This is a genomic window from Pedobacter heparinus (genome assembly GCF_032678725.1).
GTDB lineage: Bacteria > Bacteroidota > Bacteroidia > Sphingobacteriales > Sphingobacteriaceae > Pedobacter > Pedobacter heparinus_A.
In genome coordinates this window covers 42,263-57,739 of the sequence record NZ_JAVTSC010000005.1, presented here as the reverse complement: position 1 = coordinate 57,739, position 15,477 = coordinate 42,263, and the positions used below count along the sequence as shown (strand labels likewise).

Sequence of the window (15,477 nt, the reverse complement as noted above, 5' to 3'; positions counted from 1 at the left end):
TATTTGCATGATGGAACCACTGGTTTTATATACAGTAAGCGAACGCATAGCGACCATATCGATTAACCGCCCGGAAAAACGCAATGCTTTAAATCCGGACCTGATTACCCAACTCATCAGCGCATTCGTAAAAGCCTCGGAAGATGTGGAAGTGAAAGTAATTATTTTAAAGGCCAATGGCACTACATTTAGTGCAGGGGCAGACCTGGCCTATCTTCAGCAACTTCAGCAAAACAACTATGCAGAAAACCTGGCTGATTCTGAGCACTTAAAGTGCTTATTTACCACCATTTATTACTTGCCAAAAATAGTAATTGCCCAGGTTGAAGGACACGCCATTGCAGGAGGTTGTGGCCTTGCAACAGTTTGTGACATTATATTTGCTGTACCCGAAGCAAACTTTGGCTATACGGAAGTAAAACTTGGCTTTGTACCAGCTATAGTGTCCTGCTTTTTGCTCCGTAAAACAAGTGAAACTATTGCCAAAAGATTACTGCTTACCGGAATGCTGTTTTCTGCACAGGAGGCTTTAAACTTTGGCCTCATCACTTTTGTAACAAACAAGGAAGATATCAGTCTTAATGTGAGTAATTTTGCATTAAATTTGTGCAATGAAGCTTCAGCCAATTCGTTAATGGTAACGAAGCAGCTGATCGGCCGTACAACCAATCCTGAACTGGATAAGTGTTTAACTGAAGCTGTACAGCTCAATGCCCGGGTAAGGGATAGCGAAGATTTCAAAAAAGGTATTGCTGCCTTTATCAGCAAAGAAAAAATGAACTGGTAAACTAAATTATATAAAAAATATGTTTAAATCGATCAAGACAGGCGTTCTTGCTATTATCTTAATAGGAACTGCAATCATAGCTAAAGCTCAGAAAACTTTTGAAGCCGGAACAATTACTTATGGTGTCGAATATCTTTTGACAGATGAACAGAAAAAAGCTATTGATACGTCCCTATTGCCATCAGAGAGCAAAGTAGAGTTTAACGGAAGCTTTGCCAAAGTGCAAATAGACATGGGTATGGCGATGTTAAAAGTAATTAGCGACGCAGCTGTTAACAATGCGCTGATCCTTGTAGACATTCCGATGATGCAAAAGCAGTATGCTGCGAAAATGTCCAAGGAAGACCTGGACAAACAATATGGCTCTTTAAAATTCAGTGCTTTTAAAGCCACGGGAGAAAAGCAGGATATGGCTGGTTATAATGCTGAAAAATATACTTATAAAGACAACAATGGAGCTGACTATGAATTGTGGGCTACAACAGAAATCAAATTACCTAAGGGCGCAAATCCCCGTGGATTCAGTGAGCTGAACGCTACTGCTGTGAAGTTCGTGAATATTCAGGATGGCGTGAAAACACTGACCACTTTAAAAAATGTGAAAGAAGGAAAAACCGGCCCTTTTTCGCTTGATGTACCAAAAGGATACGAGTTAAAAACCCTGGCTGAGTTAAATGCCATGAGGGCTGGCCGCTAAATTTGCTGCTATGCTAAAAAGTCTGCTCTTTTTTCTACGCTTCTTTTTGTTCTGGCTGCTCTTTTTTTTTATCGACCGCCTGATATTTATATTCATTTATCACCGGCAATTGACCTCGGTTCCTTTTTCTGAAAGGGCAGCTACTTTTTACCATGCCATTTCATTGGACTTGTCTATGACAGCTTACCTGGCCGTCATTCCGCTTTTGAGTTATATATACTGGCTCTTAAATGGTCGTAAAATAGTAGAATTGAAATGGCTTTCTGTTTATAACCAAATTCTTATCGTATTGTTCAGCATCCTCGCTGTGGTGAATTTCAACATCTACAGAGAATGGGGAAGCAAGGTAAATGCCAAGGCCCTTGGTTTTGCGTTCAACTCACCAAGGGAAGCAATGGCTTCCAGTGCCTCTTCTCCTGTTGGTCTATCCATCTCTTTACTGATCCTCCTGATCGCATTGGGACTGTTCCTGCAGCGATTTGTGGTCTCCGGAAAATTAACCTTTGCAGCCATGCCCATCTGGATCAGGATGATCGCATGCCTTGTATTAGTTGGAGGCAACTTCCTATTGATCAGAGGGGGTTTGGGTAAATCGCCCATTACACAAAGCAGGGCCTATTTTTCAGAAGAACAGGTGCTCAACCAGGCTGCTGTAAATACAGAATGGAATTTATTATCGAGTGTACTTGCGTCTAAAATGACCAAACGCAATCCTTATCTATACCTGGACGGGCAGCAGGCAATGCAGGACACTAAAGCACTGTACAGCACTGCAAAAGATACCACGATTAGCATATTGAATACCAGGCGCCCTAATGTTGTACTGGTAATTATAGAAAGCTTTACTGCAGACCTGACCAAAACCCTGGGCAATGAAGATGGGATCACGCCTCATTTCGACAGCCTGATGCACAAAGGTGTACTATTTAGTCAGATCTATTCTCCGGGAAGCCGGACGGATAAAGGCCTGGTAGCCACATTAGCAGGTTTTCCCACCCTGGCAGCCGGAAGTATTGTGAAATGGCCAGAAAAAATGCAGAAAATACCCGCCATTTCACAGGTATTATTTAAAAATGGTTACCGCACTTCTTTCTTTTATGGAGGTGAATCAGAATTCGACAATTACAAGGCTTTTATCCTGAGTCACAATTACCAGAAGCTTATCGATAAAAACAGCTTTAAAGGTGACGAGATGAAATCTCCATGGGGTAAATACGACGAGCTGGTATTTGCCAGGCAAATAACCGACTTAAACAAAGAACAACAGCCTTTCTTTTCTACATTGCTTACCCTGACCAATCACGAACCTTATGAGGTGCCAGGTACACCTAAATTTGGCAAAGCGGATAATGTAGCCAAATTTAAAAGCACCGCTTATTATACCGATTCCTGTATCCATGCTTATTTGACAAATGCCAGGAAGCAAGCCTGGTACAAGAACACCCTGTTTATATTTGTGGCCGATCATGGACATATACTCCCGAAAAACAGGCAGGACATTTTTGTGCCCCAGCGCTACCATATTCCACTCCTGTTTTATGGAGCAGTGATTAAAGATGAATTTAAGGGCAAGAAATTTGACGGGGTAGGCAGCCAGACAGATATCGCAGCCACTTTACTTGCCCAGCTTAAGCTACCTGCCCAGGAATTTACCTGGAGTAAAAATCTGCTGAACCCATATACCAAAGGCTTTGCATTTTTTAGCTGGGATAATGGAATGGGCTTTATTGATAACCAACAATGTGTTACATTTGATAATGTAGGCAAAATAATATTGTATAACAGCAATGCAGCAGATCAGGGCCAAACTGCAAAAACGCTTGACCATGCAAAAGCATATCTGCAAAATGTATATCGTCAATTTATAGAACTTTAATAAAATGAATTTCAGAAACATCGTTTTTAAACTGGCACTAGTCGTATTAATTGGCTTTTACGGTAAAACCCATGCACAAGACAAGCCTGAAATTAAGTGGACCAGAGATGGAACCGGTTATTATCAGCTGATGGACGGAGAACTGGTATCGGTCTCCCTGCCTCAGAATGAACGAAAAACCATTGTGAGCCGCGATTTATTGTACGCTTCAGGTCAGCAAAACATTGGCAGCATAAAAGATTTCTTCTTTTCAGAAGACGGGACTAAAGTACTCTTTTATACCAACAGCAAAAAAGTTTGGCGCTATGAAACCCGTGGCGACTACTTTGTTGCCGATCTGAAGACAAATACCATGACCCAGGTTGGAAAAGACAAACCTGCTTCTTCGCTGATGTTCGCCAAATTTTCACCTGATGGAAATAAAGTAGCCTATGTGAGCAGGCATAATCTGTATGTGGACGATTTAAATTCCAAAAGCAGCAAGACTTTAACTACAGACGGTACGGACAGACTCATCAATGGTACATTTGACTGGGTATACGAGGAAGAATTTGACTGCCGGGACGGTTTCAGGTGGGGCCCCGATGGGCAATCTATCGCCTACTGGCAAATTGACGCTACAAAAATCAAAAACTTCTTAATGATAGACAATACGGACTCCATCTATGCATACACCATTCCGGTGGAATATCCGAAGGTCGGTGAAGATCCCTCTTCCTGCAAAGTTGGGGTAGTAAACATCGCTACCGCACAAACCAAATGGCTGAATATACCCGGAGACCCTATTCAAAACTACATTCCCAGAATGGGATGGGTGCCGAATACGAACGAAATCATTTTACAGCAATTGAACAGGGAACAGAATGTGAGCAAACTATTTATCGCCAATTCTGCAACCGGAGCGGTACAAAACATCCTTACGGAAACAGATAAGGCCTGGATAGATGCCGGTGACCAAAACTGGGACTGGGTTACTGAGGGTACAGCTTTTATCTGGATGAGCGAAAAAGATGGTTGGCGCCACGCTTACCGGATCAGTAAAGATGGCAAAAAACAAACTCTCCTTACCAAAGGAGATTTTGATGTGATAGAAAAATCGCTGACTGATGAAAAAAACAACCTGTTGTATTATATGGCGTCTCCGGCAAATGCAACCCAAAAGTATTTGTACAAAATTAAGTTAAGCGGCGGCGGAAAACCTGAAATGGTTACTCCTTCTATCCTTCCAGGCACGCACACGTATGAAATTTCGCCAAATGCTGTATTTGCCCGCCATACTTACAGTACGGCCTCCGTTCCGCCTATTACAGAGTGGATGAAGCTGACTACTTTAAATCCTTTAACTATGGATGGCAGTATTACCAACCAGCTGGGCCGTATTAAGCCCCCTAAAAATAAAGTAGAGTTTTTTAAGGTAACTACGGAAGATGGCATAACGCTGGATGGCTGGATGAAAAAACCTGATAATTTTGACCAGACCAAAAAATACCCGGTGGTATTTTATGTGTACGGGGAACCGGCTTCACAAACCGTCAAGGATAGCTATGGTGCAGGGATGAACTGGCTGTATGCCGGCGATATGCCCAAAGATGGTTACATTTATATTTCCGTTGAAAACAGGGGCGCACCAGCACCCAAAGGACGCGAATGGCGTAAGAGTATTTATAAAAACATTGGTGTACTGAACATTCGTGACCAGGCAATGGCGGCTAAAAAAATACTGCAATGGCCATTTGTAGACAAAGACCGTATCGCTGTCTGGGGCTGGAGCGGCGGTGGTTCCTCAACTTTAAACCTGATGTTCCAATATCCGGAAATTTATAAAACAGGTATTGCCATTGCTGCAGTGGCGAACCAGTTAACTTACGATAACATTTACCAGGAACGGTATATGGGCTCCCCTTTGAAAACCAAAGAAGCCTACATTAAAGGCTCTCCGGTGACCTACGCTAAAAACCTTCAGGGCAAACTCTTGTACATCCATGGAACAGGTGATGACAATGTACACTATCAGAACGCAGAAATGCTGATCAATGAGCTGATCAAAAACAGAAAAGTATTTCAATTGATGTCTTACCCCAACAGAACCCATAGTATTAATGAAGGTGAGGGCACCTCAGAACACCTTTCCTTAACTTATACAGAGTTTCTAAGGCGAAATTGCCCTCCGGGAGGGAAATAAAATAAACGCGGGGACTGTTCCTTCCCGCGTCTATTTGAAATATATTTTAAAAGTTGTGCCACTGTTTAAAACACTGCTCACGGTTACTCTTCCACCCATGGCATCAATCTGGCTTTTAGCAATAAAAAGACCCATGCCTTTTGAACTTCCATTGCCACTAAATGTTTTGTACATACCGAACAGTTCATCCCTGTGTTTATCCAGATCCAGACCGATCCCGTTATCTGAAACCTGAAGCACCTGCTGACCATTTTCCAGGAAGCAGGTGAGTTCTACAAGCGGCTTTCTGTCGGGATGGCTGTACCTGATGGCATTATATATAAAATTCAACAACACACTTTCCAGATAAGCCGGGTTATAATTTACGCCTACGTCGCAAGCGTCATGTACCAAAACCTTCGCATCTTTTGCTACAATCTGTTCGTTCAATGTCCCGATTGTTTTACCGAGATATTCCTTGAGATTAAGGGTTTCGGTACTCAAATTGATGCTGGTTTGAATGTTGACTACCTGGTTTAAATTCATGAGGGTTTCGTTCAGCGAAGCTGAAGCCCGCTTTAATAAACCGGCCAACTCCCTGGTTTCACTTTCAGAATCTGACAGGCCCATCAGCTCTGAAATAGCCTGAATGTTGCTGGTATGCGAGCGCAGGTTATGAGATACGATATAAGAAAAATTGATCAGGCGTTTATGTTGTTCACTGACCAGGTTAAATGAATCGTTTAGTATTTGTTCTGCCTTTTTATGTCCTGTAATGTCGATCATGATGCCCCTTAACAAAACCGGCCGCTCGCTGTCTGTAATCACATTTACAATATCCCTTAGCCATACCACAGAACCGTCTTTAGCCATCATTCTATATTCGAAATCGTGTGATTGAAGTGCTTTTGTGCATACTAAACAATAATTAACCACCCAGTCTTTATCATCAGGGTGCACGTGATCTGCCCAGAATGTATGCGAGTCCATCCACTCTTCAGCGGTATAGCCCAGTATCTGCTCCGTTTTTTTACTGATATAAGTAAATTCAAAATTATCAGGGTTAGCTTCCCAGACAATTCCATCAATGGTATCTATCAATGAACCAATTCTTTGCTGCGAATCCCTGGTCTGCCTGTCTGCCAATTGCATCAGCTCTGCAGGCTTTTTAACCAATTTCATGGTCAGTAATCCACAAACTGTGGCCAGGGCCAATCCCAGCACAATTAAAGAAATCAGCTGTAAAAATATAGCATGCCTGTCCGTAACAATTAAATACAGTTTCCAGTCACCATCAGGAAAAAAAATACTTTCATAAGGGTGTGTATTAAATTCCTTTTTTCCTGGTAAGTAAAATACTTCTCCGTCAGCACTGACTTTCGAGAACTGGAAATAAAACTTCTTATTGCGCTGGTTATAAATACCTGCCTGTTCCAGAAATGCATCCAGTTTGATCACTACAGCCGAAAATCCCCAGAATTTCTGTTCCCTGAACAATGGTATCCGCCCAACAATCCCTTTTCCGCCCTGCCGGAGTTCTATCGGCCCGGAAAAGTACATTTTTTTGTATTCAACTGTTTTTAGTGCATCAGCTGCCACCTGGTTGGTTGCTTTAAAAACATCCATTCCCAGTACCATTTCGTTACCCTTTAAAGGATAAACGTATTGTATAATTCCGTTGGGCACCAGTTCCACGGCCTGCAACATTACATTTGAACCCACCAGCTCTGCGCCTATTTTTTCGAAGTTTACAGGCTTTCCCTCATCATTAAGGGTTAAAGCTAAAGTTAATGCTGCCGTATAACTGTTTTTCAAAGACTGATCTATATTTTGTTTTACGACATTTAAGATGCTTAACATTTCCTGCCGTTCATTCTCTTTAATGATCTGGTACTTTTGCATCGTGATCAGACTGATGATCAGGAGTAGAAAAATGAAAACAATGGCCCCGGCCGTCCTGGGTTTACCGGGCAACTGACTTGTTTTTTCAAGAATAACCTCTTTAAATCCCATTTAAACGGATGTAATTCAACAGCATAAGAAATATACACAGAATTTAATACCACAACTAAGATAACAAAAGGTTTTTTTTATTTTTACCTGATATGATTTTCCTGGAAAACGAATACCTCTATACTTCATTTGCAAGCAAGGGTGCTGAGCTGCAAAGCTTAAAAAGCAAAAAAGACAACATCAATTACCTCTGGAGCGGTAATCCAGATTATTGGGGAAAATTTAGCCCGGTGCTTTTCCCGATTGTGGGCAGTCTGAAAAACAATACTTATTATTTTCAGGAAAAGGAATACCATTTATCCAGACATGGCTTTGCACGCGATAAAGATTTCCAGGTAAATCAGCTCAGTGCCACTGAAGTTGTATTTACCCTGACTGAAGATATGGAGTCGCTGAAGGTTTATCCTTTCCGTTTTGTACTGCAGTTACGCTACAAACTCTCTGGGAAAAGCCTTTCCTGCAGCTACGAAGTTTCAAATCCTGCTGATCAAAGCACACTGCTGTTTTCTGTTGGTGCACATCCTGCATTCGCAGCCGCTACAACAGATGAACTGGGATATAGCGATTATTTCTTAGCGTTTAACAAAGACAGCATACTGGCTTATCATAGGGTTAAAAATGACCTGATTGACAATGAAACAGCAGTTATCGAATTAAACAATGGAATACTTCCTTTAAAACAGGAACTTTTTTACGATGATGCCTTAGTACTTAAAACTTTAAAGAGTGATTGCATCACCTTGTCCAATCATAAAACACCTCATGGAATTCATTTCAGGTTTAAGGATTTTCCTTTCTTTGGCATCTGGGCAGCTAAAAATGCGGATTTTATTTGCCTGGAGCCCTGGTGTGGCATTGCAGATGGAACCCATCACCAGCAACAGCTTGAAAACAAGGAAGGCATTGTAGCTTTAAGCCCAAAAGAAACTTTTACCCGTCAGTGGGAAGTAGAATGTTTTTGATGATTTAGCATTGGCAGTTCAACACTGAATTTTGCGCCCTTATTTTTTCCGCCTTCGCTTTCTACAAAGATCCTTCCTCCATGCGCCTCAACCAGGACCTTTACTATGGAAAGGCCCAGGCCGGTAGAGTGTTCACCGGCGGTAGGCTGGGCACTTAAACGCGTAAAGCGCTGGAACAATTGCGTTTTATCTTCAGCTGTTAATCCGGGTCCTTCGTCTTCCACTTCAATCAATACCTGATTGATACGTGTTTTTACACGCACATAAATATTGGTATCCGCTGGCGCGTATTTGATGGCATTATTGATCAGGTTATCCAACACCTCGTTTAGTTTGCCTTCATCACCTTGGATCATTACATCCATTTCTGCACTGAAATAAATAGTCTGCCCCTTTCTTTCTGCCAGAGGCTGGTTCATGGCCACGACATTACTCACCAAAAGTGAAACGTTTAACTTCATCAGCAGCAAATGGATCTGTCCGGCTTCCATACTGCCCGATTGCAGGAGTTCGTCAATAATCCGAACCATGTTTAAACTCGCTATTTTAATCTGATCGCACATGGCGTCTACCATATCCGGGTCATTTTTTTTCATTTTGATCAGGTCGGCCCGAACGGGAATAGTTGTTAAGGGGTTTTTCAGATCATGTACAGTGGTATTTAACAATTGGTGTTGCCGGGCAGCAGCTGTTTTAGACGCCAGTCTGAGCTCAATTTTATCCATCACAATATCCCTAAGGTCCCTTAAAATCTCCGACTCTTCGGCACTCAGCGTTCTGGGCTCTTTACCAATTACACAAAAAGTGCCCAGGTTGTAACCATCCCTGGTTTTAAGTGGGTATGCGGCATAGAACTTTAATCCAAAAGCACCGGTTATAAAACGGTGTCCTGCTGTTCTCGGATCGGTTGCCGCGTTTTCAACCAGATAAAAATCATCAGCTAAAGTTGCAGAAACACATAGGCCCTCTTCCCTGTCTATTTGCTGGGTTTCCAGCCCAAATCTTGATTTGAACCAGATGCGTTCTTTATCTACTAAGGATATGATGGCAATGGGTACTTTAAGCAGATTTGCGGCCAGACGTGTCAGTTTATCAAACGGTACCTCCGAAGGTGTATCCAGCAAATCGTACTTGTACAATGTTTTAATCCTTTCATCTTCAACTGAAACCAGATCTTGAGCCGTATGGATCGCCATGGGATTAACTTATAGAGATTAATTAATAGAGATATCATAAAGTTAACATTGTTCTTTGGGAAAACAAAGTATAAAGCACTACTGAATCACTGCAGTTCTTTTGCTGGATGTATAGGCGTTAAAAACGCCCAGCGCACCATTATTAAAATTAGAAAGGGGATTTGCAGGCGATACCGGAGGTCCGCCATTGCCATTATTTTGGCCCAGGCTATAAAAGTACCTGTAAACATTCCGGTCTACGCACTGAAATTCGACGTGGATGCTATCACCCGGGACCAGGTCATCGAGTTTATAGAAAATAACGTCAGCTACCTGATTCCCATTATTAAACCGGTCTTCATTCACCATATCTTCTTCTACTTTACCCTTAGATTTTAAAATATAACGGTACTGATTCTCTACACCTGGTGGATCCTGGTAATTAACAGCAACATAAGTATTTATCTTACCAAAAAAATTAAACTGTTTAAATGTCAGCGAATCCAGTACTACCCTAGCCGGCATAGTTGAAGCTGCACTATACGTTTTTCCATCCACCGTTACGTCTAAAAGATAGGTAGTGCCAGACACTCCCCGGAACCGGGCACTTTGATATACTCCTGGAGAAACCTCATTGTAATTGATGGTACTGCCATTGGGCCGGGTGAGTACTACTTTAGCGCCAGTTACCGAATTAAACCTATTAGGCTCAGTAAAATTATAGGTTTTTGATACTTTGACCACCTGGTTTTCATTCTGGTCGCTCAGCCCGCCATCTATAACAACAATGGGCTCAGCGTTGTCCAGTTTCAGGTCAATCACTTTTTCGCAACTGCTGAACAACATTGCAGCCAACAAAACCTTTATTTTTATATCATTCATCAGGCTAAAATTTAAAGTTCCAGGTTACGGAAGGGATAATTCCAAATAAGGTGGTCCGCACGGCCTGCGTTTTGCTTGCATCATCAGGGTCATCCTTAAAATCAATAGAGAAAGCATTTTGCCGGTTATACAAATTATAGATACCAAAAGACCAGCTGGACTGCAGTTTCCTTCCTGGTTTTCCTTCAAGCGTAGCCGATACATCTAAACGATGGTATGCGGGAGTGCGGTAACTGTTCTTTTCCATATAATAAAAAACGGTTCGTCCGTTGATCTGGTATTTGCCACTTGGGAAAGTAACAGCATTGCCTGTATTGTAAACAAAAACGGAAGAAAAAGTCCAGCGGGTACTGGCCTTATAAATGCCCACGAGTGATAAATCATGCGTACGGTCTTGTTTGGCATAGAACCACCTGCCTTTGTTGATGGCATCAAACTGTCTTTCTGTACGCGACCAGGTATAACCTACCCAACCGTTAAACCTGCCAAATCTCTTTTTAAAAAACAGCTCCAGTCCGTATGCCCTGCCATCACCATACAATAAATCAGCCTCCACATTTCCGTTGCCCCTTAAATCGGTCCCGCTTCTGTACTCAATCTGGTTCTGCATCCATTTGTAATATATTTCTGCAGAAAATTCATAATTATTGTCGTTAAAATTCCTGAAATATCCAGCCGCAAGCTGATCGGCAATTTCCGGTTTTACATTGTTGCTGTTCATGATGTACAGATCTGTAGGGGAAGTAGAGGTTGAATTGGACATCAGGTGTACATTTTGAACATTACGGGTGTAGGCGGCTTTCAGGGAGCTTGAAGTGCCAAGCTGGTAACTGGCAGACACCCGTGGTTCCAGGTTAAAATAGCTTTTTACAAACTCCCCTGCTTTGTAAGACGTAGTGCTGATGGTATTCCCATCGGCATCATAAGTTTTAATATTGCCCGGCCCCATTAAAGAAAAACTGCTTAACCGCAGCCCGTAAACAATGTTCATTTTGCTATTTACAGTCCATTCATCTGAAATATAAGTGGCCGTTTCCAGTCCTTTACGGTCTTCATAATTGGTTTCATTTACACTGGAGGTTTCAGAAGCTGTGAGTTTGCCTGGTGCAATGGTATGATGGATGGCATTTATGCCGAATTTTAAATTATGGGTATTACTTAAGCTATATTCGAAATCCTGCTTTAAATTGAAGTCTTTGATCGCAGAATTTACTTCAAAATTGTTTTCCTCCATAAAGTTCTGGATCACGTAATTGTAATTGCTGTAAATGAGGGAAGTATTAGAGAATAGCCTGTTGCTGTACAAATGGTTCCATCTGAGCGTGACGGTCGCATTTCCCCAGTTGAAGCCAAAAGTATCTGCTATGCCTAGTTTATCCCGGCCAAAATACCCCGAAAGATATAAAGTGTTCTTTTCATCAAGCTGGTAATTGGCCTTCGCATTTACATCATAAAAAAAGAGGATATTGCTGTTTACATTACTATCCGGCGATAAAGAAAGAAAGGCATCCATATAAGTTCTTCGGGCACTTACCATAAAAGATCCCTTGTCTTTTACAATTGGCCCTTCTACCTTTAGCCGCGAGGAGATTAAACCTATCCCTCCTTCTGCAGTATATGCTTTACGGTTCCCGTCGTTCATTTTAATGTCCAGTACTGAGGCCAGCCGACCGCCATATTGTGCAGGCATACCGCCTTTGTAAACGCTCACATCCTTTATCGCATCGGAGTTAAAAGTAGAGAAGAAACCCAGTAAATGCGAGGCATTGTAAACAGGCGCCTCATCCAGCAGGATCAGGTTCTGATCAGTAGATCCTCCCCTTACATAAAAACCACTGTTACCTTCGCCGGCTGATTTGATACCTGGCAAAAGCTGAATGGTTTTAAGGATATCCCGTTCGCCCAGCAATACGGGTACATTGTTGATTTCGCGTACATCTATTTTTTGCAGCCCCATCTGCGGACTGCTCACATTTTCATCTCTTTTTGTAGCCGAAATCACCACTTCATTAAGCTGGTTATCGGCTTCCATTGCAAAATTAAGCCTGGTATCTTTTGTTATTGTGATGCTTTGTTTAATGGTTTTATAGCCAATAAAACTGACAGAGATTTCATAATCGCCTTCGGTAGTATTTATAGAATAGAAGCCATATGCATTGGTTACAGTACCCGCAGCTGTATATCCGGCAAGTTTAACACTTGCCCCAATCAGTGTTTCGCCCGTTTTGGCATCAGTTACATTTCCGTTAACCGTTTTTTTATGCTGAGCAGATACAAACTGGAATTGAGCTATGATAAAGAGGATCAGTACAATTCTATTGGTGTATGGCATAATTACATCATGAATTGTAAAAATAGAAAGAATTCCCGTATCAGCAATTTTAGCTGGTAATTAGTTTCGGCTGATCTTCCCATTGCTTGGAATGAGGTAAATGATTCGTAATGCCACAACGAACCTGGCCATTATATTTGCAAGAAAAAAATAAGTGAATACAGGATCTTTTAAAATGATCCTGTATTCAAATTAAACTTATTCGTATCCAAATACACTAAACTCTGCCAAACTGGTATGTACCGCCCCTCCTGCGGTAGCATAAATCCTGAAATAACGCATTTTTGGTATACTTTTAAATGCAAAGTTTTGGGCCTGGTCTTTCTGCACCAGGGTATACGTTTCATAATCCGTCCAGGTTGTGCCATTCATGCTTCCCTGGAGGATAAATGTGGTAAAGCTATTGGTCACTCCCGTAGCACCTGCCCTGCAGGTGAGTTCAACCCTGGTGATGTTGTAAGTTTTCTTCAGGTCAACCATCAGCCAGTGTGGGAATGGGGCAACTGGTGTCGGTGTGTGATGCGTATGCCAGAAGGTATTTAGATCATCATCAAATGCATATCCAGGAGGGCCACCACCATTTGCGAGCTGAGATGTAGCCGCAAAAGAATCGGCAGTAACCACCAGCCCTGCTTTTGGTATTTTAAAAGCAACAAGCTGCGTGGTATAACCCATCGTATAAAAGGGGTCAATACTGGCGCCAGGACGATATTCAGTCCTGTACTTATAGGTGGTACCTGGTTTATAATCTGAAATTACTGAAGACAGTTCATCTACACTAAAACGCTTAACTGCCGTTGCATTGGCAGTATTGGTATACTCCACCTCAGTTACGTAAGCTCCTCCACTTTTGTTGGCATTGCTCCAGTCAATAGTCAGTACCGGCCCGACATTTTCACTCCGAACCACCGGACGGGTAACCAAAAATGACTGGTATTTGTCACCAAAGCTTTCAGCCAGCAGCTCTACAGGTACAGATTTATTGCCTTTGTTGTCATACGTGCGCGCCACAAAAGTATAGGGCTTTTCTTCCAGGTTGCCAATGATGACACTAATGGTATCCCCTGTTGCCGGGATCGGCACATTCACAGAATCGGTATAGTTGTTCCAAAAAATCCTGGCCTGATTTACATTGGGATCTGCCCCTCTTAGCCAGGAAATTTTAATTCTTTGACGGCCAGACTGAATTACGGGACTGGTTACCCGGCCTGCATAAGTCAGCCCACCCGGAACGACGAAATCTTTATAGATATCGTCCATCTTTTTGCAACTGCCAAGCACACAAACAGCAAAGGCTAGTAATACGGTATAACGAAATATTTTCTTCATTACTTTATATTTATGTTTATGATGAATGTTAAGGCTGTATTTCGCCAAATAAGGTAAGCTCGCCAATAACGATCTGCCCTGTACTGCTATAAGTTTCTATGGTTTTCCAGCGCAGGTAGCGTATAGCAGGGGGTGTTTCCTCAAACATAAAATCCTCGCCCAGAAAGTTACCATAGTTTTTATCTTCTGCAGTAGTTTGTCCCAATGGCAACCCGGAAGGTTTAAAAGATTCAAATGCCCCCAGCAACACCCAGCCATCAAAACTACCATCCTGACTTGGCGCATTAGAGCCCCACAATTCAAATTTCTTTACAGCTGAGCCGAAGTATAAATGTGATGTGGGCGCCTGATGTTCCTTAAACCTGCTGAGTAATACTTTCTTGCCCAGATCTATACTAAACCAGGAAGGAATCGGTGAGCCGTTAGGCGAGGCAAAGCTATCGCCCGTCAGCACCGCCCATTTGCCATCCCATATTTTGGATACACTATAACCGGAGTTTACCGGTTGCCAGGAGTCTAATTTCATTTGCATAGACACCCAGCCTGTTTTTGGTATTTGTGTTTCATATTTAGGGGTCAGCACTTTTGTCAGTGTATCCGATTTATTGTTCCAGCGGTCACGCAGATACACAGCAAACTTCTTTTCCTGATCTTTCATTCCCCTGGCCGAGAATTTTCCTTTTACTGCAGCGGTATAATAGGTGCTTACCGGAGCCCAGGTATTTTGTCCGGTCGTATCTACCATTACTTCTATGGCCAGGTTGGCTTTAGTGAGGTTATCGAAACTTACCGTTACACCCCCAAAGGTAGAAACCAGATCCAGTGTTAAAAATACCGAAGCTACGGGCGGGGTTTGAGGTATGACTTTAACCAGTACAGGCACTGATTCTTTCTCATTTTTCCCAACACTATATACTTTTACTTCATGTTCCCTGGTATCACCAAAACCAACCAAAGCCAATGTATCGGCATATATGGACGATTTTGCTTCCCTGAAAACACCGGGCTGTATTTCATATACTGCCTTTACATACGCCAGATTAGCATCCTGTGGAATCTTATAGGAAAGTTTTGCCCCTCCCGGCTGGGCCCTTACCGTAACATTACTGATTTGTGCAGGCGCAGGTGCATTGGGGTCTATATGGTCTTCTCTTTCCTCTTTTGCACAGCCGTACAATAAAGAGGCAATTAAAACTGATGTAATAAAATATAGTTTCTTCATCTTTATTTTGTTTATAAAATGATGGTTATACATAGAATAGC

11 protein-coding genes are annotated in these 15,477 nt (G+C 42.2%); 5 read left to right on the top strand and 6 right to left on the bottom strand.

Annotated elements, in window-relative coordinates:
• Nucleotides 1-7 precede the first annotated feature (7 nt).
• From R2Q85_RS09480 to R2Q85_RS09465, 4 genes are read left to right on the top strand one after another with little or no spacing between them, the layout of a single operon-like run.
• Complete coding sequence (locus R2Q85_RS09480; RefSeq protein ID WP_316811532.1) at nucleotides 8-787, top strand: enoyl-CoA hydratase/isomerase family protein; 780 nt, start codon at nucleotides 8-10, stop codon at nucleotides 785-787.
• Nucleotides 788-806: 19 nt separating this feature from the next.
• The gene (locus R2Q85_RS09475; protein WP_316811531.1) at nucleotides 807-1,484 is read left to right on the top strand and encodes a hypothetical protein; all 678 of its coding nucleotides are present in this window, start codon (nucleotides 807-809) and stop codon (nucleotides 1,482-1,484) included.
• Nucleotides 1,485-1,494: 10 nt separating this feature from the next.
• Nucleotides 1,495-3,360 (top strand): LTA synthase family protein, encoded by a 1,866-nt coding sequence (locus tag R2Q85_RS09470; RefSeq protein WP_316811530.1) that lies wholly within the window; start codon nucleotides 1,495-1,497, stop codon nucleotides 3,358-3,360.
• A 4-nt stretch (nucleotides 3,361-3,364) separates the two neighbouring features.
• Nucleotides 3,365-5,542: a S9 family peptidase gene (locus R2Q85_RS09465; protein WP_316811529.1), complete on the top strand. Its 2,178-nt coding sequence runs from the start codon at nucleotides 3,365-3,367 to the stop codon at nucleotides 5,540-5,542.
• Between the two features lie 30 nt (nucleotides 5,543-5,572).
• Here R2Q85_RS09465 and R2Q85_RS09460 read toward each other — a convergent pair whose 3' ends face one another.
• Nucleotides 5,573-7,534: a PAS domain-containing protein gene (locus tag R2Q85_RS09460; RefSeq protein ID WP_316811528.1), complete on the bottom strand. Its 1,962-nt coding sequence runs from the start codon at nucleotides 7,532-7,534 to the stop codon at nucleotides 5,573-5,575.
• Nucleotides 7,535-7,626: 92 nt separating this feature from the next.
• Here R2Q85_RS09460 and R2Q85_RS09455 point away from each other — a divergent pair, with 92 nt between their 5' ends.
• On the top strand, nucleotides 7,627-8,496 hold the full coding sequence (locus R2Q85_RS09455; RefSeq protein WP_316811527.1) for an aldose 1-epimerase family protein: 870 nt from the start codon (nucleotides 7,627-7,629) through the stop codon (nucleotides 8,494-8,496).
• On the opposite strand, the gene R2Q85_RS09450 is transcribed toward R2Q85_RS09455, so the two are convergent.
• The 5 genes from R2Q85_RS09450 to R2Q85_RS09430 all read right to left on the bottom strand — a co-directional run bounded on the left by R2Q85_RS09450 (nucleotide 8,472) and on the right by R2Q85_RS09430 (nucleotide 15,436).
• A complete protein-coding gene (locus tag R2Q85_RS09450) occupies nucleotides 8,472-9,692 on the bottom strand; it encodes a GAF domain-containing sensor histidine kinase (RefSeq protein ID WP_316811526.1) in 1,221 nt (406 codons plus the stop codon). The two genes, R2Q85_RS09455 and R2Q85_RS09450, sit on opposite strands and share 25 nt — an antisense overlap.
• Before the next feature lie 78 nt (nucleotides 9,693-9,770).
• Nucleotides 9,771-10,553: a DUF4249 domain-containing protein gene (locus R2Q85_RS09445; RefSeq protein WP_316811525.1), complete on the bottom strand. Its 783-nt coding sequence runs from the start codon at nucleotides 10,551-10,553 to the stop codon at nucleotides 9,771-9,773.
• A 4-nt stretch (nucleotides 10,554-10,557) separates the two neighbouring features.
• Nucleotides 10,558-12,885 carry a TonB-dependent receptor gene (locus R2Q85_RS09440; RefSeq protein WP_316811524.1) on the bottom strand — a complete coding sequence of 776 codons (2,328 nt, stop codon included), beginning with the start codon at nucleotides 12,883-12,885 and terminating at the stop codon, nucleotides 10,558-10,560.
• A gap of 198 nt (nucleotides 12,886-13,083) precedes the next feature.
• Nucleotides 13,084-14,214 carry a DUF4998 domain-containing protein gene (locus tag R2Q85_RS09435; RefSeq protein WP_316811523.1) on the bottom strand — a complete coding sequence of 377 codons (1,131 nt, stop codon included), beginning with the start codon at nucleotides 14,212-14,214 and terminating at the stop codon, nucleotides 13,084-13,086.
• A gap of 28 nt (nucleotides 14,215-14,242) precedes the next feature.
• Nucleotides 14,243-15,436 (bottom strand): DUF5000 domain-containing lipoprotein, encoded by a 1,194-nt coding sequence (locus R2Q85_RS09430; protein ID WP_316811522.1) that lies wholly within the window; start codon nucleotides 15,434-15,436, stop codon nucleotides 14,243-14,245.
• Nucleotides 15,437-15,477 lie beyond the last annotated feature (41 nt).

Bases quoted from the DNA above. Each gene is read 5' to 3' on its own strand.
- R2Q85_RS09440 (WP_316811524.1), bottom strand. From the start codon at position 12,885: ATGCCATACACCAATAGAATTGTACTGATCCTCTTTATCATAGCTCAA.
- R2Q85_RS09455 (WP_316811527.1), top strand. From the start codon at position 7,627: ATGATTTTCCTGGAAAACGAATACCTCTATACTTCATTTGCAAGCAAG.
- R2Q85_RS09480 (WP_316811532.1), top strand. From the start codon at position 8: ATGATGGAACCACTGGTTTTATATACAGTAAGCGAACGCATAGCGACC.
- R2Q85_RS09450 (WP_316811526.1), bottom strand. From the start codon at position 9,692: ATGGCGATCCATACGGCTCAAGATCTGGTTTCAGTTGAAGATGAAAGG.
- R2Q85_RS09430 (WP_316811522.1), bottom strand. From the start codon at position 15,436: ATGAAGAAACTATATTTTATTACATCAGTTTTAATTGCCTCTTTATTG.
- R2Q85_RS09460 (WP_316811528.1), bottom strand. From the start codon at position 7,534: ATGGGATTTAAAGAGGTTATTCTTGAAAAAACAAGTCAGTTGCCCGGT.
- R2Q85_RS09475 (WP_316811531.1), top strand. From the start codon at position 807: ATGTTTAAATCGATCAAGACAGGCGTTCTTGCTATTATCTTAATAGGA.
- R2Q85_RS09465 (WP_316811529.1), top strand. From the start codon at position 3,365: ATGAATTTCAGAAACATCGTTTTTAAACTGGCACTAGTCGTATTAATT.
- R2Q85_RS09445 (WP_316811525.1), bottom strand. From the start codon at position 10,553: ATGAATGATATAAAAATAAAGGTTTTGTTGGCTGCAATGTTGTTCAGC.
- R2Q85_RS09435 (WP_316811523.1), bottom strand. From the start codon at position 14,214: ATGAAGAAAATATTTCGTTATACCGTATTACTAGCCTTTGCTGTTTGT.
- R2Q85_RS09470 (WP_316811530.1), top strand. From the start codon at position 1,495: ATGCTAAAAAGTCTGCTCTTTTTTCTACGCTTCTTTTTGTTCTGGCTG.